The 25,869-nt window shown below is 68.1% G+C and carries 17 protein-coding genes; 7 read left to right on the top strand and 10 right to left on the bottom strand.

Annotated elements, in window-relative coordinates:
• The first annotated feature begins 98 nt into the window (after positions 1-98).
• The 6 genes from OG219_RS36395 (at position 99) to OG219_RS36370 (ending at position 7,526) form a co-directional block, all read left to right on the top strand.
• The gene (locus OG219_RS36395) at positions 99-725 is read left to right on the top strand and encodes a DUF3000 domain-containing protein (protein ID WP_266475036.1); all 627 of its coding nucleotides are present in this window, start codon (positions 99-101) and stop codon (positions 723-725) included.
• A 344-nt stretch (positions 726-1,069) separates the two neighbouring features.
• Positions 1,070-1,732, top strand: a complete 663-nt coding sequence (locus tag OG219_RS36390; protein ID WP_266474130.1) for a response regulator transcription factor — start codon at positions 1,070-1,072, stop codon at positions 1,730-1,732.
• A gap of 343 nt (positions 1,733-2,075) precedes the next feature.
• Positions 2,076-3,359 (top strand): ribonuclease D, encoded by a 1,284-nt coding sequence (locus tag OG219_RS36385; RefSeq protein WP_266833804.1) that lies wholly within the window; start codon positions 2,076-2,078, stop codon positions 3,357-3,359.
• Between the two features lie 359 nt (positions 3,360-3,718).
• Positions 3,719-4,945 (top strand): acetyl-CoA C-acyltransferase, encoded by a 1,227-nt coding sequence (locus OG219_RS36380; RefSeq protein WP_266833802.1) that lies wholly within the window; start codon positions 3,719-3,721, stop codon positions 4,943-4,945.
• A complete protein-coding gene (locus OG219_RS36375) occupies positions 4,942-7,068 on the top strand; it encodes a 3-hydroxyacyl-CoA dehydrogenase NAD-binding domain-containing protein (RefSeq protein WP_266833800.1) in 2,127 nt (708 codons plus the stop codon). Before OG219_RS36380 ends, OG219_RS36375 begins: the two co-directional genes overlap by 4 nt.
• A gap of 92 nt (positions 7,069-7,160) precedes the next feature.
• The gene (locus tag OG219_RS36370; protein ID WP_266833798.1) at positions 7,161-7,526 is read left to right on the top strand and encodes an NTP pyrophosphohydrolase; all 366 of its coding nucleotides are present in this window, start codon (positions 7,161-7,163) and stop codon (positions 7,524-7,526) included.
• A gap of 238 nt (positions 7,527-7,764) precedes the next feature.
• On the opposite strand, the gene OG219_RS36365 is transcribed toward OG219_RS36370, so the two are convergent.
• The 10 genes from OG219_RS36365 to ngcE all read right to left on the bottom strand — a co-directional run bounded on the left by OG219_RS36365 (position 7,765) and on the right by ngcE (position 21,557).
• Positions 7,765-9,222 (bottom strand): glycosyltransferase family 39 protein, encoded by a 1,458-nt coding sequence (locus tag OG219_RS36365; protein ID WP_266833796.1) that lies wholly within the window; start codon positions 9,220-9,222, stop codon positions 7,765-7,767.
• Positions 9,223-9,306: 84 nt separating this feature from the next.
• Positions 9,307-10,830 carry an amino acid permease gene (locus OG219_RS36360; protein ID WP_266833794.1) on the bottom strand — a complete coding sequence of 508 codons (1,524 nt, stop codon included), beginning with the start codon at positions 10,828-10,830 and terminating at the stop codon, positions 9,307-9,309.
• Between the two features lie 145 nt (positions 10,831-10,975).
• A complete protein-coding gene (gene dxs, locus OG219_RS36355) occupies positions 10,976-12,943 on the bottom strand; it encodes a 1-deoxy-D-xylulose-5-phosphate synthase (protein WP_266833792.1) in 1,968 nt (655 codons plus the stop codon).
• Positions 12,944-13,168: 225 nt separating this feature from the next.
• The gene (locus tag OG219_RS36350; protein WP_266836351.1) at positions 13,169-14,425 is read right to left on the bottom strand and encodes a sugar ABC transporter permease; all 1,257 of its coding nucleotides are present in this window, start codon (positions 14,423-14,425) and stop codon (positions 13,169-13,171) included.
• A gap of 47 nt (positions 14,426-14,472) precedes the next feature.
• Entirely contained in the window at positions 14,473-15,264 is a 792-nt protein-coding gene (locus tag OG219_RS36345) for an ATP-binding cassette domain-containing protein (protein ID WP_266833790.1), read from the bottom strand.
• Positions 15,265-15,557: 293 nt separating this feature from the next.
• Positions 15,558-16,646, bottom strand: a complete 1,089-nt coding sequence (locus OG219_RS36340) for a sugar ABC transporter substrate-binding protein (protein WP_266833788.1) — start codon at positions 16,644-16,646, stop codon at positions 15,558-15,560.
• A gap of 122 nt (positions 16,647-16,768) precedes the next feature.
• Positions 16,769-17,968, bottom strand: coding sequence for an ROK family transcriptional regulator (locus OG219_RS36335; protein ID WP_266833786.1), 1,200 nt, complete (start codon positions 17,966-17,968; stop codon positions 16,769-16,771).
• 194 nt (positions 17,969-18,162) lie between these two features.
• A complete protein-coding gene (locus tag OG219_RS36330; protein ID WP_266833784.1) occupies positions 18,163-19,086 on the bottom strand; it encodes a carbohydrate ABC transporter permease in 924 nt (307 codons plus the stop codon).
• Positions 19,087-19,097: 11 nt separating this feature from the next.
• Positions 19,098-20,021 (bottom strand): carbohydrate ABC transporter permease, encoded by a 924-nt coding sequence (locus OG219_RS36325; RefSeq protein ID WP_266833782.1) that lies wholly within the window; start codon positions 20,019-20,021, stop codon positions 19,098-19,100.
• A 78-nt stretch (positions 20,022-20,099) separates the two neighbouring features.
• Positions 20,100-21,557 carry an N-acetylglucosamine/diacetylchitobiose ABC transporter substrate-binding protein gene (gene ngcE, locus OG219_RS36320; RefSeq protein WP_266833780.1) on the bottom strand — a complete coding sequence of 486 codons (1,458 nt, stop codon included), beginning with the start codon at positions 21,555-21,557 and terminating at the stop codon, positions 20,100-20,102.
• Between the two features lie 485 nt (positions 21,558-22,042).
• Between ngcE and OG219_RS36315 the strand changes: the two genes are divergently transcribed.
• Positions 22,043-25,867, top strand: a complete 3,825-nt coding sequence (locus OG219_RS36315; RefSeq protein WP_266833778.1) for a GH92 family glycosyl hydrolase — start codon at positions 22,043-22,045, stop codon at positions 25,865-25,867.
• Positions 25,868-25,869 lie beyond the last annotated feature (2 nt).

Below are 25,869 nucleotides of genomic sequence, written 5' to 3'. Positions count from 1 at the left end.
CCACGCACGGGTGTCTCTCCCTGCGCGAAGGCTCCGTTCCCCTTAACCTTCCCCGCATGGCTGCGGCTCAGGGACGACTGTCGGACGGCGCTGGCGGAATGGACGACTCGAAGGAGGGGAACCGAGATGCGATGGAGACGGCTCCGCCGCCCTTCCGGGCCGCCGTCGACGCACTGAAGGGCGCGCGGCTGCGGCCGGACATCGAGATCGACCCGACGCCTGCGCCGAAGCGCCTGGCCCCGTACGCGTACGCGTTGGAGGCGGCGGTCGTCTCCGACGACGAGGATCTGGCCGACGGCCGCCTTGTGCTGCTGCACGACCCGGCGGGGCACGACGCCTGGCAGGGCACCTTCCGTCTGGTGACCCTGGTCCGCGCGGAGCTCGAACCGGAGATGGCCGCCGACCCGCTGCTGCCCGACGTCTGCTGGTCGTGGCTGACCGGCGCGCTCCAGGCCCGCGGTCTGTCGTACGGCGAGCCCAGCGGCACCGTCACGCGCGCGAGTTCGCATTATTTCGGCGGCATCGCGGAGCGCCCGGCCGCCTCCCAGATCGAGATCCGGGCCTCGTGGACGCCTCGGGAGGGCATGGGCGGCGTACCGGACACGGCCACGCACCTCGCCGCCTGGTGCGATCTGCTCTGCCAGGTCGCCGGGCTCCCGCCGTTGACGCCGGGCGACGCGTCGGTGGTCACGCTGCCGCAGCGCCGGGGGCCGCAGTCCCGTTGACTCGACAGTCCGGCTGAGCGTGCGGTCACGTTGACCGCACGCTCTCTTTGAACCCGCCGTAACCCGCAGGGCCGTTGAGCGCATGGTTCGCACTGCGCCTTTGTCGATACGCCCACTTTCGGCCGTGTGATGACACGGAATGACGCGGATTGACGTCGAGCGACTCGGTTCGATCTTCGGATGATCGATCGCGTGTCCGAATTGCACGGATTGTTACTCACTAAATCGTGATCATTCTCTAAAGGCGGACGGGTTTGGTGCCGAAGACGTCTGTGACCTTGAAAGCACGGTTCGTCCCGGCTCAATCCCCAGAGCCGGTACCGTCCCGCACCCCAGGAGGCCTGGTGTCCGTTCTCCTCGAGCAGCCCGCAAGCCTGGTCGCCTACCGCCCGAACAAGCCGACTGCCATGGTGGTCGTGGCCGACCCCCGGGTCCGCTCCACCGTCACCCGCCATCTGTGGGCGCTCGGAGTGCGCGACGTCATCGAGGCGTCGTCCGTCGCGGAGGCCCGTCCCAGAATCGGCAATCCACGCGACATCTGCGTCGCCGACGTCCATCTGCCCGACGGCAGCGGGCTCACCCTGCTGTCCGAGACCCGTGCCGCGGGCTGGCCCAACGGCCTCGCCCTCTCCGCGGCCGACGACATCGGCGCCGTACGCAATGCCCTCGCGGGCGGCGTCAAGGGCTACGTCGTCACCGGCACCCGTAACAACGTCGGACTCCCCACCCGGCCCGGCGTGGCGCCGATCGGTTCGGCCGCCGCCCGTATGCACCGCCGCCCCCCGGGGTCCCCGAGCCACCCGGGCGGCTACCGCGAGCTCTCCGGACGAGAGGTCGAGGTGCTTCGGCTGGTCGCGGAGGGCCAGTCGAACAAGGCCATCGGCGTCTCGATGGGCCTGTCCGCGCTGACCGTCAAGAGCCACCTCGCCCGTATCGCCCGCAAGCTCGGCACGGGCGACCGCGCCGGGATGGTCGCGGTGGCCCTGCGCACGGGGATCATCCACTGACCCACGCCACCCACCCGTGAACCGGGTCCTTCACCGACCTGGCTGATTTACGACCCCGAGCGCCCGCTGGCGGAACATTCCGCCGGCGGGCGCTTTCCTGAGCGAGTACTGCTCGCTCGCCCTCCGCCGAAATCCGGGCTTCCCCGGTGATAGCGGGCGCTCGGCCGGACCGGGTTCCGGGCCCGGGAAGGCCTCGCGGAGGCACAATCGGAGCACCCGGGACACTCGGGACAAGAACCACATGCCGCCCCTGAGATCCACTTGAACAGCGTTTTCGCAGGTGAACCGACCAATGACTTGAAGATGCAGGTCAGGCGCTCGAACATCCCGATACCCTTGACAGGTGACCGACGCCCAAGAGACCGCAGCAGACAGCTCACTGCGAACCACCGGAGGCGGCCCTCCGGACGACGTCGAATCGGCGCCGATCCCTTTGCTTGAGCCCCGAGACGGCATTCCACCCGTCGTCGCCGACGATGCCTCGCTCGCCGAGGTGATCGCCGCCTTCGCCGCCGGATCCGGCCCCGTCGCCGTCGACGCCGAACGCGCGTCGGGCTACCGGTACGGCCAGCGCGCCTACCTGGTGCAGCTGCGCCGCGAGGGCGCGGGCACCGCGCTGATCGACCCCGTGGCCTGTCCCGATCTTTCGGGGTTCGGCGAGGCGATCTCCGGCGTGGAGTGGGTGCTGCACGCCGCCACCCAGGACCTGCCGTGCCTCCGCGAGATAGGCATGATCCCGTCCCGCCTCTTCGACACCGAGCTGGCCGGACGCCTCGCCGGGTTCCCCCGGGTCGGCCTCGGCGCGATGGTCGAGAGCGTCCTGGGCTTCGTACTGGAGAAGGGGCATTCCGCGGTCGACTGGTCGACACGTCCGCTGCCGGATCCGTGGCTGCGGTACGCCGCGCTGGACGTGGAGCTCCTGGTCGACCTGCGGGACGCGCTGGAGAAGGAGCTGGACCGGCAGGGCAAGCTGGAGTGGGCCCGGCAGGAGTTCGACGCGATCGCGCAGGCCGATCCGGCGCCGCCGCGCAAGGACCCCTGGCGCCGTACGTCCGGGATGCACAAGGTGCGCCGCCGCCGCCAGATGGCCGTCGTACGGGAGCTGTGGGAGGCCCGGGACCGGGTCGCGCAGCGGCGGGACATCTCGCCCGGCAAGGTGCTCGGGGACGCGGCGATCGTCGAGGCGGCGCTGGCCGTGCCGGCCAATGTGCACGCCCTGGCCGCGCTGAACGGCTTCGGACACCGCATGGGACGCCGTCAGCTGGAACAGTGGCAGGCCGCCGTCGACCGGGCGAAGGAGCTGCCGGACTCCGAGCTGCCGCAGCCCGGCCAGCCGGTGACCGGTCCCCCGCCGCCGCGCGCCTGGGCCGACAAGGACCCGGCCGCCGCGGCCCGGCTCTCCGCCGCGCGCGCCGCGGTGTCCGCCCTCGCCGAGCGGCTGAACATGCCCCAGGAGAACCTCATCACCCCGGACACCGTGCGGCGCGTGTGCTGGGAGCCGCCGTCGGCGCCGGACTCGGAGTCCGTGGCCACCGCGCTCGCCGGGTACGGGGCGCGCCCGTGGCAGGTCGAGCAGGTCGCGCCCGTGCTGGCGGCGGCGCTTTCGGAGACGGCACCCAAGGCCTGAGCGTCTGGCCGCTTGGCCGCTTGGCCGCTTGGCCGCTTGGCCGCTTGGCCGCTTGGCCGCTTGGCCGCTTGGCCGCTTGGCCGCTTGGCCGCTTGGCGCACGATGTCACGGTCCCGCGCCCCTCGCGGGGCGCGGTGACGTCGGGATCGCGCCATGATCTTCGGGCGGCGCAAGGGGATGCGGCTGGTCGCACGGTTCCTTTCGGGCGCTCACCGCGCAGCGGGTTTCCATGTGACCTTCGCCGCTCCCGCCTCCGGGACTGGGCAGCATGGTTACCCGCAAGTAGCATGTGGGTGAGCGCGCGCTCAGGGCGTGTGTGTCGCGCAGCAGTGCCATCCCGCATCTGGAGGAGAGCCATCGTGCCTCGTACCGTCAGGGACGTCGTCTTCGTCGACGGCGTCCGCACCCCGTTCGGCAAGGCGGGCCCGAAGGGCATCTACCACGAGACCCGCGCCGACGATCTCGTCGTGAAGGCCATCCGGGAGCTGCTGCGCCGCAACCCCGGTCTTGACCCCAAGAAGATCGACGAGGTCGCCATCGCCGCGACCACGCAGATCGGTGACCAGGGTCTGACTCTCGGCCGCACGGCCGGCATCCTCGCCGGTCTCCCCCAGTCGGTCCCCGGCTACTCCATCGACCGCATGTGCGCCGGCGCGCTGACCGCCGTCACGGCCACGGCCGGTTCGATCGCGTTCGGTGCGTACGACGCCGTCATCGCCGGTGGTGTCGAGCACATGGGCCGCCACCCGATGGGCGAGGGCGTGGACCCGAACCCGCGCTTCGTCAGCGACAAGCTGGTCGACGAGTCCGCCCTGTTCATGGGCATGACCGCCGAGAACCTGCACGACCGCTACCCGCACATCACCAAGCAGCGCGCCGACGAGTACGCCGTGCGCTCGCAGGAGAAGGCCGCCAAGGCGTACGCCAACGGCAAGATCCAGCAGGACCTGGTGCCGATCTCGGTGCGCAACACCAACCCGGAGGTCGGTGAGACCGGCTGGGGCCTGGTCACCGCCGACGAGCCGATGCGCCCGGGGACCACCCTGGAGAACCTCGCCGGGCTCAAGACGCCGTTCCGCGTCCACGGCCGGGTCACCGCCGGTAACGCCGCCGGTCTGAACGACGGCGCCACCGCGTCGATCATCGCGTCCGAGGACTTCGCGCGCGAGAACAACCTGCCGGTCAAGATGCGCCTGGTCTCGTACGCCTTCGTGGGCGTCGAGCCCGAGGTGATGGGTTACGGCCCGATCCCGGCGACCGAGAAGGCCCTCGCCAAGGCCGGCCTGTCGATCGAGGACATCAACCTCTTCGAGATCAACGAGGCCTTCGCCATCCAGGTCCTCGCGTTCCTCGACCATTACGGCATCGCCGACGACGACGCGCGGGTCAACCAGTACGGCGGCGCCATCGCCTACGGTCACCCGCTGGCCTCCTCGGGTGTGCGTCTGATGACTCAGCTGGCCCGCCAGTTCGAGGAGCAGCCGGAGGTCCGTTACGGCCTCACCACCATGTGCGTCGGCTTCGGCATGGGCGCCACGGTGATCTGGGAGAACCCGCACCACAAGGACGCCGGAGGCGACAAGTGAGCACTGCTGAACTCCTGAAGGGTGCGGCCGAGCTGTTCCCCGACGAGGTCGTGACGTCGGCGAACGTACGCCACCTCGACCTGCCCTACGGCGCCGGGCGCTTCGCGCTCATCACGCTCGACAACGGCTTCGACCACACCAAGCCGACCACCTTCGGCCCGGCCTCGCTGGCGAAGCTGGACGCCGCCATCGACCAGGTCGAGGCGGAGGCCGCGGCCGGCGACATCGTCGGTGTCGGCGTCACCGGCAAGCCGTTCATCTTCGCCGTCGGCGCGGACCTCAAGGGCGTGGAGCTCCTGAAGGACCACGACGACGCGCTCGCCATCGGCAAGGGCGGCCACGAGGTCTTCAAGCGGCTCGCGGCCCTCGCCGTCCCGACCTTCGCGTACTACAACGGCGCGGCGATGGGCGGTGGCGTCGAGGTCGGTCTGCACTGCGAGTACCGGACCGTCTCCAAGTCGCTCCCGGCGTTCTCGCTGCCCGAGGTCTTCCTCGGTCTGGTCCCGGGCTGGGGCGGCTGCACCCTCCTCCCGAACCTGATCGGCGCCGAGCGTGCGGTGAGCGTCATCATCGAGAACTCGCTCAACCAGAACAAGCAGCTCAAGGGCCAGCAGGTCTTCGACCTCGGGATCGCGGACGCCATCTTCGAGGGCGCCGACTTCCTGGAGCAGTCGCTGATCTGGACCGCGTCCGTCCTCAAGGGCGACGTCACGGTCGAGCGTCCGGAGATCGACCGCGGCGAGGCCTGGGACCAGGCCGTCGCCAAGGGCCGTTTCATCGCCGACGGCAAGGTGCACGGGGCGGCTCCGGCCGCGTACCGCGCGCTGGAGATCATCGCCGCGGCCAAGGACGGTGACCTGCAGAAGGGTTACGACGCCGAGGACGTGGCGCTCGCCGACCTGATCATGGGCGGCGAACTGCGCTCCGGCATCTACGCGTTCAACCTGGTCCAGAAGCGCGGCAAGCGCCCGGCCGGTGCCCCGGACAAGTCGCTGGCCCGTCCGGTCACCAAGGTGGGCGTCGTGGGCGCGGGTCTGATGGCCTCGCAGCTCGCCCTGCTCTTCCTTCGCCGCCTTGAGGTGCCGGTCGTCCTGACGGACATCGACCAGGCGCGCGTCGACAAGGGTGTGGGCTACGTCCACGCCGAGATCGACAAGCTGCTGCTGAAGTCCCGTATCAACCAGGACAAGGCCAACCGCCTGAAGGCCCTGGTCACCGGTGTGCTGGACAAGGCTGAGGGCTTCTCCGACGCCGACTTCATCATCGAGGCCGTCTTCGAGGAGATCGGCGTCAAGCAGCAGGTGTTCGCGGAGGTCGAGGCCGTCGCTCCGGCGCACGCGATCCTCGCCACCAACACCTCCTCGCTGTCGGTGACGGAGATGGCGTCGAAGCTGAAGAACCCCGAGCGGGTCGTCGGCTTCCACTTCTTCAACCCCGTCGCGATCCTCCCGCTCCTGGAGATCGTCCGCGGTGAGCAGACCGACGACGCGGCCCTGGCCACGGCCTTCGGTGTCGCCAAGAAGCTCAAGAAGACCGCGGTTCTGGTGAAGGACGCCCCGGCGTTCGTCGTCAACCGCATCCTCACCCGCTTCATGGGCGAGATCCAGAACGTCATCGACGAGGGCACGCCGGTCGAGGTCGCGGAGAAGGCGGTCGAGCCGCTGGGTCTGCCGATGTCGCCGCTGGTGCTCCTCGAGCTGGTCGGACCGGCCATCGGTCTGCACGTCTCGGAGACCCTCAACCGGGCCTTCCCTGACCGCTTCACGGTCTCCCCGAACCTCGCGGCCGTCGTCAAGGCGGGCAAGCGCGGCTTCTACGTGTACGACAGCGGGAAGCCCGAGCTCGACCCCGAGGTCGCCGCGCTGCTGAAGCAGGGCGATGTCGTCCTGACCGAGGAGCAGGTCCGTGACCGGGTCCTCGACACCGTCGCCCAGGAGATCGGGCTCATGCTCGACGAGGGTGTCGTCGCCGAGGCGCAGGACATCGACCTCTGCCTGATCACCGGTGCGGGGTGGCCCTTCCACCTGGGTGGCATCACGCCGTACCTGGACCGTGAGGGTGTTTCCGAGCGGGTGAACGGGAAGCGGTTCCTGGAGGCCGGGGTGGCTTCGGTTCCCGCGTAACCCATCCTGTGTGCGTGTGAGGGCCCCCGCTGCGGTGGGGGCCCTCTTCGTGCTTCAGTCGCACCAGGACCCCAGAGCCCGGAGGAACCGCCGTGACGACACTCGTGATCATCGACGCCGCCAATGTCGTCGGCTCCGTGCCCGACGGCTGGTGGCGTGATCGGCGGGGGGCCGCGGAGCGGTTGCGGGACCGGCTCGCGGTGGACGGGGTCCCCGGGCACGAGGGGCCCGTGGAAATCGTCCTCGTGGTCGAAGGTGCCGCACGGGGTGTGGAGTCCGTGCCGGGTGTACGGGTGGAGTCTGCGGCCGGGAGCGGGGACGACCGGATTGCCGAGCTGGCCGCCGAGGCGCGTGGCCGGTCCTGCCTGGTTGTCACGGCGGATCGTGAACTGCGGCGTCGGGTGGGTGAGTTCGGGGCGGAGGTGGTGGGGCCTCGGGCGGTACGTGGGGGCTCGTGAGGGGTGGTTTTCGCCCCCTCCGCCCCTACCCGTCCCTTGTTCCTGGGGGCTCCGCCCCCAGACCCCCGTATCGCGCTGACGCGCTCGTCCTCAAACGCCGGACGGGCTGAAGACTCTCCCCGGAGCTGAAAAGCGCAGCTCCCACGGGTGGGTGGGGGATCGGGATGGCGCCACCTCGTCCTCGAACGCCGGACGGGTTGAAAACCTCCAGCCCCGGGCCCCGGCCGGGCTGGGAAGTTCAGCCTCTCTCCCGTGCGTACAGCACCGCCCCGTCCACCACCCCCACCTCCTCGTACCCCCCGGCCAGCAGCCGTCGCAGCGACGGCACCCGGTCCGGCGCGTACGGCTTGTCGTGGGAGTCGTCGACTACCAAGGCCGGCGGGTGGGCCGCCATCTCCTCGCGGAAGACTGGCCAGGCTCCCTCGACGGCGTACTTCTCGCCTACCTGGGGGCCGTTGCGGCCGCCGCTGTAGTTGGTGAGGAGGCCGGCGGTGAGGTAGCGGCTGGCGGGGGTGCGGTCGGCCAGCCAGTAGATCTCCGGGTGTATGCCCCATACCAGGACGCGGTCGCCGGGGTCCGTGCGGTGGGCGACCGCGGCGGCGAGGCGTTGGGCGTGGGTGAGGTCGGGGCGGGGTGCGAGGAGGCCCCAGGCGAGGAACAGGGTGCAGCAGCAGGCGGAGGTGAGTACGGCCTTCACCAGCCGGTCGCGGGGCAGGATCTGCAGCGCGGCCGTCGCCAACAGGGCGATGGGCGGGACGAGTTGAAGGTAGTAGTGGCCGAAGAAGTGGAAGCCCAGGAGGACCGCCGCCGCTGACGAGGCCCCCCACAGCCAGAGCTCCGCCGAGCCGGTGCGGGCGATGCGCAGCACCCGTACCACCGGTGGGATCAGGCCCGCGCAGGCCACCGCCAGGATCGCGGTGTTGGTCAATCCCCGTCCCAGGACGTGGAGTTCGGATCCGGTGAAGGAGGCGTACGCACCCGATCCGGTGACCGTCCAGAACAGGAACCCCGCCGGGTCGGTGAGCAGCGCCACGGAGAGGACGGGGAGGACTGCTCCAACTCCCAGGCGTACCAGGTCGGTTCGCGGTACGCCGTGCCGGTACAGCAGCCACACCACCGGGACGAGCACCGCCCCGCCCGTCTGCTTCGCCAGGAACGCGCAGGCGACGGCGGCTCCGGCCGCACCCCAGCGGCGCCGGTCCGCGCACCACATCGCGGCGGCCGTGCAGGGCAGCATGAACACCTCGAAGGTCGCGGCCTGCGCGTCCTCGGGGTTGAGCCCGATGGAGGCCAGCAGATACAGCACTCCCGCCGTGCACCCCGCCCGGTCGCCCCAGCGGCGCCTGGCCAGCGACGCGAGCAGCACGGCGGTGGACAGTTGGGCCACCACCGCGAGGACCCGTACGGAGGTCAGCGACCCGGAGCCGAACACCGCGAAGGCCGCCTCGTACAGCCACGGCACGAACGGCGGCTTGCGGTCCACGACCGTCTCGTAGAGCTCGCCGCCGTCCGCCAGTATCCGGGCCTGGACGGCGAGATAGCCCTCGTCGGGGTTCCACAGCGGCTGCACGAAGGAGGGGGCCCGGGTGACGCAGGCGAGCAGCGTCAGCAGGGGCAGTGCCCGTCTCCAGAAGCCGCGGTCCGGTACTCGCGACTCGACTGCGGACCGTGGTGATTCCAGGAGCTCGGCGAGCATACGGTGCACGCTATCCGGCCCCGCAGTCTCCACCGAAGCGGGACATACGGGGCCGGAGCATCAACTGGGGGGATTGCAGGCCGACTACTCGGTGCCGCGGCCCGGCGGCTTCAGCACCTGGCCCACCGTCGTCTCCTCATGCAGGCCGAGACGGCTGTGCGAGCGCCCGTACAGGAAGTAGATGACGAAGCCGATCACCATCCAGATCCCGAACCGCAGCCAGGTCTCGGCGGGCAGGTTCAGCATCAGCCAGAGGGAGGCGAGGACGGAGACGATGGGGAGGAAGGGCACCAGGGGGGTGCGGAAGGAGCGGTGCAGCTCGGGGCGGGTGCGACGCAGGATGATCACGCCGATCGCGACCACGATGAAGGCGAAGAGCGTGCCGATGTTCACCAGCTCGGCGAGTTCACTCAGGCTGGTGAACCCCGCGAGGATCGCGATGATCACACCGAGCAGGATGGTCGGCCGGTGCGGGGTCTTGAAGCGCGGGTGGACGCGGGAGAAGAAGCGCGGCAGCAGTCCGTCGCGGCTCATCGCGAAGAAGACCCGGGTCTGGCCGAGGAGCAGGATCATGCACACCGTGGTCAGGCCGACGGCGGCGCCGAAGCTGATGAAGCCCGCGAACCAGGGGTGTCCGGTGGCCTTGAACGCGTCGGCGAGCGGCGCGTCCACGGACAGCTCGGTGTAGTGCTGCATGCCGGTCACGACGATCGCCACCGCGACGTACAGGGTGGTGCAGATGATCAGCGAGCCGAGGATGCCGCGCGGCATGTCCCGCTGCGGGTTCTTGGTCTCTTCGGCGGCCGTGGCCACGACGTCGAAGCCGATGAAGGCGAAGAAGACGACGGAGGCGGCGGTGAAGATGCCCATCACGCCGAAGTTGGAGGGTGCCCAGCCGAACATCAGCTGGATGAGCGGGGATTGGAGATCGCCGCCCGCGTCCACGGTCTGCGCCTTCGGGATGAAGGGGTCGTAGTTGTCGCCCACGATGAAGAAGGCACCGGCGATGATCACGACCATGACGACGGTGACCTTGATGGCGACGACGACCGCGGTGATCCGGGCGGAGAGCTTCATGCCGATCACGAGGATGCCGGTGAGGACCAGCACGAGTGCGGCGGCGAGGATGTCGAAGCCGAAGCCGTCGGCTCCCTCTCTCCCGCTGAGCGCCTCCGGCAGGTGCCAGCCCGCGTTGTCAAGGAGCGAGGCGATGTAGCCGGACCAGCCGACGGCGACCACCGCCGTACCGAGCGCGAACTCGAGGACGAGGTCCCAGCCGATGATCCAGGCGGGCAGCTCGCCGAGCGAGGCGTACGCGAAGGTGTACGCCGAGCCGGCCACCGGGACCGTGGACGCGAACTCGGCGTAGCAGATCGCGGCAAGCGCGCAGACGACCCCGGACACCACGAAGGCCAGGGCGACGGCGGGGCCGGCGTTGTTCTTGGCGACCGTGCCGGTGAGGACGAAGATCCCGGTGCCGATGATGACACCGACGCCGAACACGGTGAGATCCAGAGCGGACAGCGACTTCTTGAGTGCGTGCTCCGGCTCCTCAGTGTCCAAGATCGACTGTTCGACCTTCTTCGTTCTGAAGAGGGTGCTGCTCACGGGTGTACCTCCACGCTTGACGTCCTCGACATGATCGAGGGGGCGTGTGCTGCGCATGCCCCGGCGCGGACAGGTTCACGCGAATGGGCCGGTTTCACCACCCCTTCAGGGTGGTGAAACCGGCCCATCGGACCTGCGGAGTACGTCAGTCGCGCGCCGGCTCGGCGGCGTCCACCACCTCGGCGGTGGTGCGCTCGATGGGGGTCCCCCCGCTCGAGCGAAGCCGAGAGTGGGGGAGGCCGTCGAGCTTGGCGACGAGGCCGGTGACCTGACGGGCGATGTCCGGCGCGGTGAGGCCGATCTCCGTCATGACCTCCTTGCGGGAGGCGTGGTCGAGGAAGCGCGGCGGGATGCCGAAGTCGCGCAGCGGGACGTCGACGCCCGCGTCGCGCAGGGCCTGCGCGATCGTGGAACCGACGCCGCCGACACGGGAGTTGTCCTCGACGGTGACGACCACGCGGTGCTGCTCGGCGAGCGGGGCCATGGCCTCGTCGACGGGCTTGACCCAGCGCGGGTCCACGACGGTCGTGGAGATGCCCTGCTTGTCGAGGAGAGCGGCGATCTCCAGGCACATCGGGGCGAGGGCGCCGACCGAGACGAGGAGGACGTCCGGGGCGTCGGTGCCCGGCTCGCGCAGCACGTCCATGCCGCCGATCCGGCCGAGGGCGGGTACGGCCGGGCCGACCGCGCCCTTGGAGAAGCGGACCACGGTGGGCGCGTCGGTGACCTCGACGGCCTCGCGCAGCTGGGCGCGGACCTGGTCGGCGTCGCGCGGAGCGGCCAGCCTCAGACCGGGGACGACCTGGAGGATCGACATGTCCCACATGCCGTTGTGCGAGGCGCCGTCGGTGCCGGTGACGCCCGCGCGGTCGAGGACGAAGGTGACGCCGCACTTGTGCAGGGCCACGTCCATCAGGACCTGGTCGAAGGCGCGGTTGAGGAAGGTCGCGTAGACGGCGAAGACGGGGTGCAGTCCGCCGGTGGCGAGGCCGGCCGCGGAGACGGCGGCGTGCTGCTCGGCGATTCCGACGTCGTACACCCGTTTGGGGAAGGCCTTGGCGAACTTGTCGAGGCCGACCGGCTGGAGCATCGCGGCCGTGATGGCGACGATGTCCTTGCGCTCCTTGCCGAGCTTGACCATCTCCTCGCCGAAGACGGAGGTCCAGTCGGCGCCGGAGGAGGCGATCGGCAGGCCCGTGTCCGGGTGGATCTTGCCGACGGCGTGGAAGCGGTCCGCCTCGTCCTGGAGGGCGGGCTGGTAGCCGCGGCCCTTCTCGGTGAGGCAGTGCACGATGACCGGGCCGCCGAAGCGCTTGGCGCGGGCGAGGGCCGACTCCAGGGCCTCGATGTCGTGGCCGTCGATCGGGCCGACGTACTTGAGGCCGAGGTCCTCGAACATGCCCTGCGGGGCGATGAAGTCCTTGAGGCCCTTCTTGGCGCCGTGCAGGGTCTCGTAGAGGGGCTTGCCGACGACCGGGGTGCGCTCCAGGAGGTCCTTGCCGCGGGCCAGGAAGCGCTCGTAGCCGTCCGTGGTGCGCAGGGTCGCCAGATGGTTCGCGAGGCCGCCGATGGTCGGTGCGTACGAGCGCTCGTTGTCGTTGACGACGATCACCAGGGGGCGGTCCTTGGCGTCGGCGATGTTGTTGAGCGCCTCCCAGGCCATGCCGCCGGTGAGGGCTCCGTCGCCGATGACCGCGACCACGTGGTCGTCGCGCTCCAGGACCTGGTTGGCCTTCGCGAGGCCGTCGGCCCAGCCGAGGACCGTGGAGGCGTGCGAGTTCTCGATGACGTCGTGCTCGGACTCCGCCTGCGAGGGGTACCCGGAGAGGCCGCCCTTCATCTTCAGCTTCGAGAAGTCCTGACGGCCGGTGAGCAGCTTGTGGACGTAGGACTGGTGGCCCGTGTCCCACAGCACCCTGTCCTTGGGCGACTCGAAGACGCGGTGCAGAGCGAGGGTGAGCTCCACGACACCGAGGTTCGGGCCGAGGTGGCCGCCGGTCTTGGAGACCTCTTCGACGAGGAAGGTCCGGATCTCGCCTGCCAGCTGGTCCAGCTGCTCCAGGCTGAGCCGGTCCAGATCGCGCGGTCCCCTGATGCGGGTCAGCAGCGGCACCCGTGCCTCCTTGCGATAGAGCTGTTCGAGCTTTGCCGGGTCTGTCGAGTCTAATGTTCCGCCTTTCATGTCGGCGTCCGGGCTGTGCGTTGTACGTCACGCGAACGGCTGCAAATCGTCGTACGGGTGTTCCTGCGGCGCGACATGGAAGTACGCACAGGGGTGCGGACATAGAAGTGCCCGGTACCGCCATTGGTACCGGGCACTTCGCTCAGAGGGCTGCCGCTATGCGCGGCCGGCCGACTTCTGGGTACGGCGCGAGACCGAGTCCAGGACGACGGCGGCCAGCAGCACCACACCGGTGATCATGAACTGCACGGCCTGGGTGGAGCTGCCTCCCATGTACAGGCCCGTGATGATCGACTGGATGACCAGGATGCCGAGTACCGCCGACCAGGGGGTGCCCCGGCCGCCGAAGAGGCTGGTGCCACCGATGACGGCCGCCGCGATGGACATCATCAGGACGTTGCCGCCGCCGAGGGTGCTGTCCGCGACGCCGGACTGCGAGGCGATGAACAGACCGCCGAGGCCCGCGAGGAACCCGGAGATGGTGAACACCGAGATGCGGATCCAGGCGACGTTGATACCGGCACGGCGGGCGGCCTCGATGCCACCACCGACGGCGAAGATCTGCCGGCCGTAGCGGGTGCGGCGCAGCACGAAGCTGGAGACCACCACGATGAGCAGGAAGATCGTGATGCCGAGCGGCAAACCGCGGGCCTGGTTGAAGACGGCCGCGATACCGAAGGCGAGCGCCGCGACGACACCGGAGCGCAGCGCGATCTCGCTCAGCGGGCGGAACGGCAGGTCGACGGCCTTGCGCCGGCGCCGGTCGCTGAGCTGGGACAGCGCGTGGACGGCGACCGCGACGATGGCCGCGGTGTTGGCCCAGGCGACGTTGGAGAAGTAGGTGTTGTTCAGCGAGTAGATGACACCGTCGGCGATGTTGTTGAGCGAGAGCGTGTTGCCCAGGACCTGCAGCTGGAGGCCGCTCCAGCCCAGGAAGCCGGCCAGGGTGACCACGAACGCCGGGACGCCGATCTTGGCGAAGAAGAACCCCTGCATTGCGCCGATGGCGGCTGCGGCGAGCAGCGCGAGGATCACGGCTTGCGTCTCGTTCATGCCGTTCTTGACGGCCATCACGGCGGCGAGCGCCGCGGTCAGACCGGCGACGGAGCCGGCCGACAGGTCGATCTCGCCGAGCAGCAGCACGAAGACGATGCCGGTGGCGATGAGGCCGGGGCCGACGATGTACTGCGCGATGTTGCTGAGGTTGTCCGGCTCCAGGAAGCGGCCGGTGGTGGTCTGGAAGATGGCCCAGATGATGATCAGGCCGCAGACGACCGGGACGGCGCCGAGCTCGCCACCGCGGATCTTCCGCTTGAACTCGGTGAGGTAGCCGGAGAAGCCCTCCTCACGGATGAGCAGCCGGGGGTCCACCGCGGGGTTGGCCCCGGCGGCGGCCTCCGGGTTCTCGACGATGTGCTCGTCGACGGGCGTCGCCTCGGGCGTGGAGGTCTTGTCGGTGCTCACTTCTGAACCTCCCCGTTGCTACGGGCCGCACGACGGGTCACGGCGTTGTCCGTGGCGCCCGTGATGGCGGAGATGATTTCTTCCTGCGAGGTGGACTTCACCTCGAAGACGCCGTTGTTGCGGCCGAGCCGCAGAACCGCCACCTCGTCGGCGACAGCCTTCGCATCAGCCATGTTGTGGGTGATGAGGATGACGGCGAGGCCACGCTCGCGCAGTCGCTCGACCAGGTCGAGGACCTGAGCGGTCTGCTCGACGCCGAGAGCCGCGGTGGGCTCGTCGAGGATCACGACCTTGGGGTCGCCGACCAGGGCGCGGGCGATCGCCACGACCTGGCGCTGACCGCCGGAGAGCGAGGCGATCGGGATGCGCACGCTGGGGATGCGGATGGAGAGGGTGTCCAGGAGTTCCTTGGCCCGCTTCTCCATGGCGACCTCGTCGAGAATCGCGGCCTTGCCGAGCTCGCGGCCGAGGAAGAGGTTGGCCACGACGTCCAGGTTGTCGCACAGGGCGAGGTCCTGGTAGACGGTGGCGACGCCAAGGTTCTGGGCGTCGTGCGGCCGGCCGATCGAGACCGGCTTGCCCTCCCACTCGATGACGCCCTCGTCGATCGGGTGGACACCCGCGATCGTCTTGACGAGCGTCGACTTACCTGCGCCGTTGTCGCCCACCAGGGCGACTACTTGGCCTGCGGAAACATCCAGATCGACATCGGTGAGTGCCTGAACCGCACCGAACCGCTTGGACACTCCGCGCAACGCCAACACGGGCGTAGCGGACACGTGAACCATCTCCTTCGCCGCCTGACCGGCGGGGATTTACCACACTGACGAGGGGTGCCGCGCCGGGGCAACGGGGGCTGGGGTCAGCACCAGGGACCGGGCTACGTCCGCATCAACGCGCGAAAATCTGAGTTGTGCAAGGGCCGTGGGGGGATACGGCCCGAGAGGGGGGTGAAAGGGTGCCGACCGCGCGGCACAATTGCCTGCCGCTGCGGCCGGTCTTGGGGGTCCGGCAGTGGGTAAGGCGCCCCGCCCCGATCGCGGGGCATGCGGAGGGGCGGAGCGCCGTACCGGTCTGCTGACTACTCGATTCCGGCGGCCTTGCAGGCGGCGGCGTAGTCGGCGGTGCAGATCTCGGACACCTTGTAGAAGTTGTCCGCGATGATCGTGTCCTTGATGTTTTCCTTGGTCACGACGGTGGGCTCGAGCAGCGACGACGGGATGGCCTTGTTGCTGGGGCTGTCGATCGTCGTGTCGGCCAGCGAGTCGATCGCCTTGCCGTTCAGCAGGTTGACCGCGATCTCGGCGGTCTTCTCGGCCTCAGGCTTGTACGGCTTGTAGATCGTGAAGGACTGGGTGCCGGCGAGGATCCGCTGGAGGGCGGCGAGCTCGGCGTCCTGGCCACCGACCGGGATGTTCTTGATGCCGGCCGACTCGAGGGCGGCGATCACGCCACCGGCCATGCCGTCGTTGGCGGAGTAGACCGCGTCGAAGCCGTCCTTGCCGAGCGAGGTGATGGCGGCGCCGACCTTCTGGCCCGCGATCGCCGGGTCCCACTCACCGGACTGCTCGTAGACGATCTTGCCGACACCGGAGTCGAGGACCGAGTGCGCGCCCGCCTTGAACAGCGCGGCGTTCGGGTCGCTCTCCTTGCCGTTGATCATCACGACGTTGGCCGTGGCGGCCTTGGAGCCCAGCGCGTCGACCAGGGCCTGGCCCTGGAGCTTGCCGACCTTCTCGTTGTCGAAGGAGACGTACGCGGAGACCGGGCCCTCGGCGAGGCGGTCGTAGGCGACGACCTTCACGTCCTTGCTGGCGGCTTCCGTCACCCACGCCTTGGCGGACGGGGAGTCCACCGTGTCAAGGATGATGACCTTCACGCCGGAGGCGATGAGGTCGTCGAACTGCTGCTTCTGGGTGGAGACGTTCTCGCTGGCGTTCTTGTAGTCGACCTTGCAGTCGGAGCAGAGCTCCGTGATCTTCGCCTTGATCAGCGGGTAGTCGAACGACTCGTACCGGGTGGTCTTGCTCTCGGGGAGCAGCAGGCCGATGGTCTTGTTGTCGCCGGAGGAGCCACTGTTGTCATCCCCGGCCTCGCCACAAGCGGCGAGCGACGCTGCCATCGCGGTGGCGGTGAGAGCCACTGCGGCACGACGCGCGAACGTGTTCATTTTGTAAAACCTCCCTGACGAGGCCGCGTCGTTGCGGCCGAGGTGGCTCGAAGTCAACTCGGCCGTACGTGCGACGTCAAGAAGTAAATACTTAACGAGATGGCAACGGCCTCGTGCGTTCTCTAAGTGAAGGCGGGGCTCACGACATGCAGAGACCCGTCCAAAAGGGTCGAATCGCCCATCTCGCTGAGTGCGAGAGCGAGCGCTCCGAGGACCTCCGCACGGCCTCCAAGGGCCCCTGGAAGCACCGAGAGTTGACGAGCCGCGCTGGGGATCGCGTAGCGGGCGACCGACTCCCTGATGGGCCCGAGAACCAGCTCCCCGGCCTCGGCGAGATCGCCGCCGAGGACCACCCGGCTCGGGTTCAGCAAATTGCAGAGGTTCGCCACTCCACTGCCGATGTGGCGGCCGACGTCGGCGATCACCCGACGGCAGCCCGGATCACCGTCCCGCGCCAGCCTCACGACGCCTTCCATGCTCAGATCCGTGCCGTGGCTGGACTGGAGGAGCGGCAGCACATAGCGGGCGGCCGCGAAGGTCTCCAGGCAGCCCCGGTTACCGCAGCGGCAGACGGGGCCGGATTCATCAAGGGTAATATGCCCTATTTCTCCCGCTGTGCCACCTGGGCCGCGGTAGATCTTGCCGTTGATCACCAGGCCTGCGCCCACACCGCTCGCGACCTTGATGTACGCCAGGTCCTTGACCCCGCGCCCGCTCCCCCAGACCAGTTCTCCGAGGGCGCCCAGGTTGGCGTCGTTGTCCACGTGCACCGGCACCCCGAGCCGTCCCCCGAGCTCCTCGGCGGGCTTCGTGCCGGTCCAGCCCGGCAGGATGGCGGTGGAGCCGAGGGTTCCCGACTCGACGTCGATCGGCCCGGGCACGCCGAGACCCACGCCGGCGATCTTCGTCCGGTCGACGCCGGTTGCCGCGATCAGGCGGCTGACCAGCTCTTCCGCCCGGTCGAAGCCCTGCGCGGCGGAGGCGTCCACATCCAGCGGCTCGGACTCCTCGGCGAGCACCTGATGGGCGAGATTCCCGATCGCGACGCGCAGATGCGTATGCCCGAAGTCGACGCCGATGACGATGCCCGCGTCGCCGCTCAGACTGACGCTGCGGGCCCTTCGGCCGCCCGCCGAAGTGGGCGTGACCTCGACCGTTCCCCCGTCCTTGAGCTCCCGGACGATATTGGAGACGGTCGCTGCGGACAGGCCCGTCGTCCTCGCGATCTCCGCCTGCGTGAGCGAACCGGCGAGGCGCACCGCACGTACGACGCGCTCCAGATTGGCTCGGTGCAGCGACGACTGCGATCCCGGAGTCTCCACGACGACCTCCCGCGTAACGAGGCCGCCACGATGAGGCCCCGTCTATGTCCAACTAGTGAACTCTAAGCTGAGCCGTTTGGGTTACCTCCCGTCAAGAGGTTGAGCTGCATCCGGCACGGATGAGCACACGTGTGCGAGCGCGGTCCCCATGTGTGGACCGGCTTCATCCGTCGCCGACGCGTGGGAGAGGAGGGTTACTTGAGAGCGCCGGCCGTGAGCCCCGACTGCACCTGCCGCTGGAAAATGAAGTAGACGATCAAAACCGGCAGCATCGCGATCATCATGCCTGCCATCAGGGCGCCCCAGTCGTTCTCGTAACCCTGCTGCAGAGCGATCATGGCGAGGCCCTGGGTGAGAACGTACTTGTCCTCCTGCTGGTTGAGCACCATGGGCAGCAGGTACTGGTTCCACTGCCCGAGGAAGTTGAAGATCCCGATGCTGATCAGGCCCGGCTTGGCCATCGGCACCATCACCTGGAAGAAGGTCCGGGTGTGCGAGGCCCCGTCGATCATCGCCGCCTCGGCGACCGAGGTCGGCAGCGTCCGGAAGAACGCCGTCATGAAGAAGATCGTGAACGGCAGCGAATACGCGATGTAGACGAGGATCAGACCCTGGTACGTCGCCAGGAGCGAGGATCCCGGGAAGTCGCGGAGCACGAAGAAGAGCGGGATCACGAGCATGAAGACCGGGAACGACATACCGGCCACGAACGCGTAGTAGATGAGGCGGTTGCCCGGGAAGGTGAAGCGGGCCAGCACATACGCGGCCATGGAACCGAGGACCATCGTCCCGATCACCGAACCGCCCACCACGATGATGGTGTTGAGGAAGTACTGGCCCATGTTCGCCTTGTTCCAGGCGTTGGCCCAGTTCTCGAAGTGGAACGTGGTGGGCAGGCCCCAGGGGTCGGTGAGGATGCCGTTGCTGGTCTTGAAGGAGCTCCACAGCACCCACAGCAGCGGTACGCCCACCATCAGCGCCCACACGACGAGCATGCCGTGCGAGAAGACGTGCAGCACACCGCCCTCGGAGCTACGGCCGTCGGTCGGTCCGAGTTGCTTGGTGACAGCCGGACGGGGTTCGTCGGACTTGCTCACCGTTTCGGTATCGGTCGTCATCCGCCGTATCCCTAGTATTCGATCCGCTCACGCCGCGCGAAGCGCATGGTGAGGACTGCGAACGTCATGGTGACGATGAGCATGGCGATGCCCATCGCGGACGCGTAGCCGAACTGGCTGTCGCGGAACGCCGTGAGGTAGAGGCGCAGCGGCATGACGTCCGTGGCGCCGTCGGGACCGCCCATGTTCACCGACATGATCTGGACCAGGGCGAAGCCGTCGAGGGCGATGATGCCCATGTAGACCCAGCCGGTCTGGACCGTGTCCCACAGGAGCGGCAGGGTGATGCGGAAGAAGGTGTGGAAGCGGTTGGCGCCGTCCAGGAGTGCCGCCTCGTAGATGTCGCGCGGGATGGACGCCATGGCCGCCGAGAACAGCACCACGAAGAAGCCGACGTGCGACCAGATCATCACGGCCATGATGCAGAGCAGGGCGAGGTTCTTCTCGCCCAGCCAGGCGTTCTGCCAGCTGTCCAACCCCACCGTTCCGAGCAGGGAGTTGAGCATTCCGTCGGACGGGTCCGGGTTGTAGATGTTGAACCAGATGACGGCGATGATCGTGATCGAGATGACCTGCGGGAAGAAGAAGACGAAGCGGTAGAAGCTCGAACCGGCGACACCGGTGATCACTTCGTTCTTCCGGCTCTTTCCGCCGACATTGAGCATGAAGGCGAAGAAGAGGCCGAGTCCCAGAGTGACGATCGGGACGGCGATCAGCATGTAGACGTTGTGGCGCAGCGCGTTCCAGAAGTCCTCGCTGTTCCAGAGTTTCTCGAAATTGTCGAGGCCGACGAACTTCGCCGTTCCGACGAGGCCCGACCAGTCGGTCAGCGAGATCTGGAACGCCTGGACGAAAGGCGAGATCACGAAGACCGCGTAAATGATCACGGGTAGGGCCAGGAAGCCCACGATGAATCGGTATTTGCCGTGTTGCATTGCGCTTCCCGGCCCTTCCCCTTTTTTGAGTTCCGCGTTGCCGGACTGCCTCGGGTTCCGTGCTGCCGGACCGGCGGGCTACTTCTCCCGCTTGAACTTCTGAACGGAGTCGTCCTTGGCGACCGCGTCGGCGTACGCCTGTGTCTTCTTGATCCAGTCGGCGGCCTTCAGGTCGCCGGTGAGGAGCTGGCCGGTGAGTCCGCCGATCTTCTCGTCGGTGAGCGCCGGGTACCACTCCTGGAGCTGGAGGCTGATGAGGTTGTCACCGGCCGCCTTGAAGACACTGCTGGCGGAGGCGAGACCCGGTGAGAGAGTCATGCCCTCGGTCGCGTCGACGACACAGGTCAGCGACTTGACCTTGGTCGCGAAGTTCTGCGCGTGCTTCTTGGAGAGCATGATGCGCAGCAACTCCATGCCGCCGGCCGGGTTCTTGCCCTTGCTCGCCACGATGTACGGCTCACTCGGCTCGCCGCGCAGGGTGCCGTGCGGCATCTTGTCGCCGGCGCCGCCGTCGAAGAGGGCGCCGACGGCCATCGCGAAGTCCTTCGGGGTGGTCGGCGCGGCCTCGTTCTCCACCCAGGAGCCGTTCGGGATGAAGATGGCCTTGCCCTTGTTCCAGGAGGTCTGCGACTGGATGTGGGTCAGGCCCTGACTGCCCTCCAGGAAGTATCCCTTGGCGGCCAGTTCCTCGTAGTGCTCGGCGACCTGCTTCACCGCGTCGTTGCTGGTCCAGGCGTTCGGCTCCAGGTTGTCGATCGCGATCCAGCCGTCCATGCCGCCGATCTTGGCGATCTGGGCGAACAGGTTGAAGTGGACGTAGTACGGGTATTTGCCCGCGTACGTCCAGGGCGCGATGCCCTTCTTCTTGATCTCGCCGCAGAGGGTGACCATCTCGTCGAGGGTCTTGGGGTAGGTCCAGCCGTTGTCGTCCAGGGCCTTCTGCGAGAACCAGGTGCCGTAGATCGTGAAGGCGTAGTAGAGCACGTCGAAGACGTCGCCGTGCATGCCCTTCTCGATGGTGCTGGGGTGGATGACGTCCGAGATCTTCTTGCTCGCGTCGTCCATGGAGGCGGCGTCGAGGAGGGCCTGGAGGTTCTGCAACTGCCCCTGACTGGACAGCTTGTTCATGTCGAGGTGGTCGGCGCCGGAGTTGTCGATGACGTCCGGCGGGTTGCCGCCCGCGAAGCGCGGGGTCAGCTTGGGGCCGACCTGCTGGGTGCCGGTGTGCTTGACCGTGACGCCGTACGTCGTGTTGTAGTCGGCCTCGGCGTCCTTGGCGTACTGGTCGCCCAGGCCGCCCTTGAAGATGAACGCCTCCATCGCGGCGCCCTTCTCGACGCCCAGCGGGTTCGTGGCGGACTTCGCGCCACCGGGGGACTCCGACTCCTCGTCGTCGCCGCCACCGCCGCCGGTGGCACACGCGGACAGGAAGCTCATCGTGGGTACGGCGATCAGGCCGAGTGCCACGGACCGCTTGATCAGGTCGCGGCGTCCGACACCCTCGGGGTTGCTGTTCTCGGCGGAATTGGATCCCATGCTCAAGTCCTCGCCTTCTTCAGGACTCAGGCGGTGAACCGGATCCTCCCCGGCACCGCGGTTAGGTCAAGCTGGGGTCGTACGTGAGGGATTCAGTGGAACGACGCGGTGGTCGGTGTATGTGACACGGTCCGCCGCCTCCAGATTTCCCCCCGGGTCGCGCCTGTACACAGCCGTCGAACAGCTGGGCAGACGCCGACAGGTATAGTCCACTTTCCGCCAACGGAGCAAGATCGAATGCAGGTTTGGTTGTCGGTCTTTTCCGAGTTGAGACCTCCAGGAAATGTGGAGTGCCCGTGCGTTACCCCGAAGAAGATCGACAGGGTGCCAACCTCCCACGATGGGAGTAATGCGCGGCTTGTCGCGCGGCATTCACCCCGGACGCCACATTCAACACCCTTGACATCACTGACAACTTGACTCCCTACTGGTCCTTGCGCAGCGAATCTGACAACGTTGTCCAGGTGCAGGGAGGGTGCTCGCGCATGCAGCACAGAGCTCGGTACAGACGGAGTTCTTCGGCTAACCACAGATGGGGTTGGTCTACGGCTGTGGGGCTGGCCGCCTTCTCGCTACTGGCCGCCTCACAGGGCGCGGCAGTGGCCCTGCCCGTCCAAGCCGCCGCCCCCGACCAGGAGTTCGCGTCCTCGTTCGAAACGGGTGATCCCGCGCCGAACTGGCTGAACACGGTCGATATGACACCCGAAGGAGTGAAACGGACGTCGGGTGTCGACGGCGGCTACAGCACCGGCATCCCCGGAAACGTGACCGACCAGGTCACCGATGTCCGGGCCAGTGGCGAGAACACCGGTGGGGGCGAGGTGAAGGAGAACCTCGCCGACCTCGAGCCGAGCACCAAGTGGCTGGTCTTCGAGCCCACCGGCTGGGCGGAGTTCGACCTGAGCGCTCCGGTCAAGGTGGTCACGTACGCGCTGACCTCGGCCAACGACCACGACGAGCGCGACCCCCAGGACTGGACCCTGCAGGGCTCCACGGACGGCAAGGACTGGAAGACCCTCGACACGCGCTCCGGCGAGTCCTTCGGCGAGCGGTTCCAGACGAAGTCGTACGACATCGCGAGTCCCGTCGAGTACCAGCACTTCCGGCTCGACATCACCAAGAACAACGGCGGCGACATCCTTCAGCTCGCCGACGTCCAGTTCTCCACGGGCGCCACCGAGGACCCGACGCCCAAGGACATGCTCTCGCTGGTGGACCGCGGCCCGAGCGGCTCCCCGACGGCCAAGGCGGGCGCGGGCTTCACCGGCAAGCGGGCCCTGCGGTACGCCGGTACGCACAAGGCGGACGGCCGGGCGTACTCGTACAACAAGGTCTTCGACGTCGATGTGGCCGTCGGCCGCAACACCGAGCTGTCGTACAAGGTCTTCCCGTCGATGGCGGACGGCGACCTGGACTACGACGCCACGAACGTGGCCGTGGACCTGGTGTTCACGGACGGCACCTATCTGAGTGACCTCAAGGCCCTGGACCAGCACGGGTTCGCGCTGACACCGCAGGGGCAGGGCGCGTCCAGCGTCCTCTACGTCAACCAGTGGAACAGCGTCGCCTCGCGGATCGGTTCGGTCGCGGCCGGGAAGACGGTGGACCGGATCCTGGTGGCGTACGACTCCCCCAAGGGCCCGGCGAAGTTCCGCGGCTGGCTGGACGACGTGTCGCTGAAGACCGTGGCGCCCGAGAAGCCGAAGGCGCATCTGTCCGACTACGCGTCGACGATCCGCGGCACCAACTCCAGCGGCGGCTTCTCGCGCGGCAACAACTTCCCCGCGACGGCCGTCCCGCACGGCTTCAACTTCTGGACGCCGGTGACCAACGCGGGCTCGCTCAGCTGGCTCTACGACTACGCGCGCTCCAACAACGCGGACAACCTCCCGACCATCCAGGCGTTCAGCGCGAGCCATGAGCCGAGCCCCTGGATGGGTGACCGGCAGACCTTCCAGGTGATGCCTTCGGCCGCGTCCGGCACCCCGGACACCGGCCGTGACGCACGCGAGCTCGCCTTCAGCCACGAGAACGAGATCGCGCGCCCGTACTACTACGGCGTCACCTTCGAGAACGGTCTCAAGGCCGAGATGGCGCCCACGGACCACGCGGCCGCCCTGCGGTTCACCTATCCCGGCGACGACGCGAGCGTCGTCTTCGACAACGTCACCGACCAGGCCGGGCTGACGCTCGACAAGGAGAACGGGATCGTCACCGGCTACTCGGACGTGAAGTCCGGGCTGTCTACGGGGGCGACGCGGCTCTTCGTGTACGGGGTGTTCGACGCGCCGGTGACGGAAGGAACCTCGGCCGGGGTCAAGGGCTATCTGAAGTTCGACGCCGGCGACGACCGGACCGTCACCCTGCGCCTCGCCACCTCGCTCATCAGCGTCGACCAGGCCAAGGACAACCTCCGCCAGGAGATCCCCGACGGCACGTCCTTCGACAAGGTCAAGTCGCGGGCGCAGCAGCAGTGGGACGACATCCTCGGCACGGTCGAGGTCGAGGGCGCGACGCCGGACCAGCTGACGACGCTGTACTCGAGCATGTACCGGCTGTACCTGTACCCCAACTCCGGCTTCGAGAAGGTCGGTTCGAAGTACCAGTACGCCTCGCCGTTCTCGCCGATGCCGGGTCCGGACACCCCCACCCACACCGGCGCGAAGATCGTCGACGGGAAGGTGTACGTCAACAACGGCTTCTGGGACACCTATCGGACGACCTGGCCGGCCTATTCGCTGCTGACACCCGGTCAGGCGGGTGAGATGGTCGACGGGTTCGTGCAGCAGTACAAGGACGGCGGCTGGACCTCGCGCTGGTCCTCGCCCGGGTACGCGGACCTGATGACCGGCACGTCCTCGGACGTGGCGTTCGCGGACGCGTACGTGAAGGGTGTCGACTTCGACGCGGAGTCGGCGTACGACGCGGCGGTCAAGAACGCGACCGTCGTCCCGCCCTCGTCCGGTGTGGGCCGCAAGGGCATGGCCACCTCGCCCTTCCTCGGCTACACGAGCACGGACACCCACGAGGGTCTGTCCTGGGCGCTGGAGGGCTATCTCAACGACTACGGCATCGCGAAGATGGGCGAGGCGCTCTACAAGAAGACCGGCGAGAAGCGCTACAAGGAGGAAGCCGCGTACTTCCTCAACCGGGCGCAGGACTACGTCAACCTCTTCGACTCTCAGGCCGGCTTCTTCCAGGGCAAGGACGCGACGGGCGACTGGCGGGTCGAGTCGTCCAAGTACGACCCGCGCGTGTGGGGTTACGACTACACCGAGACCAACGGGTGGGGGTACGCCTTCACCGCGCCGCAGGATTCGAAGGGTCTCGCGAATCTGTACGGCGGCCGGAGCGGCTTGGCCGAGAAGCTCGACACGTACTTCGCCACACCGGAGACGGCCTCGCCGGACTTCGTGGGCTCGTACGGCGGGGTCATCCATGAGATGACGGAGGCCCGTGACGTACGGATGGGCATGTACGGGCATTCCAACCAGGTGGCCCACCACGTGAATTACATGTACGACGCGGCGGGCCAGCCCTGGAAGACGCAGGAGAACGTCCGCGAGGTCCTCTCCCGCCTCTACACCGGCAGCGACATCGGGCAGGGCTATCACGGCGACGAGGACAACGGCGAGCAGTCGGCCTGGTACCTCTTCTCCTCGCTCGGCTTCTATCCGCTGGTGATGGGCAGCGGCGAATACGCCGTCGGCTCCCCGCTGTTCACCAAGGCGACGGTCCATCTGGAGAACGGCAAGGACCTCGTCGTCAAGGCGCCGAAGAACAGCGCGAAGAACGTGTACGTGCAGGGTCTGAAGGTCAACGGCAAGAAGTGGACGTCGACTTCGCTCCCCCACTCGCTCATCTCCAAGGGCGCGGTGCTGGAGTTCGACATGGGCCCGAAGCCGTCCTCGTGGGGCACCGGGAAGAACGCGGCGCCCGTGTCGATCACGAAGGACGACAAGGTGCCCGCGCCGCGCGCTGACGTCTTGAAGGGCGCGGGCGCACTGTTCGACAACACGTCGGCGACGGACGCGAGCGTCGAGTCGGTGGAGTTGCCGGTCACCGCGTCCAGCAAGGGAGTTCAGTACACGCTGACGTCCTCGGACCACGCCAAGGCCCCGACGGGCTGGGTCCTCCAGGGCTCGTCCGACGGCGCGAAGTGGACCGACCTGGACAAGCGCTCCGGCGAGTCCTTCACCTGGGACAAGCAGACCCGGGCGTTCTCGGTCGCGAAACCGGGCTCGTACACCCACTACCGCCTCGTCCTCGACGGTGCGGCGACGCTGGCGGAGGTGGAACTGCTGGCCTGACG

The organism is Streptomyces sp. NBC_00038 (genome assembly GCF_026343635.1).
In the GTDB taxonomy this organism is placed as follows: Bacteria; Actinomycetota; Actinomycetes; order Streptomycetales; family Streptomycetaceae; genus Streptomyces.
The sequence above is the reverse complement of the archived record's forward strand: the minus strand, read 5'-3'. Positions and strand labels throughout refer to the sequence as shown.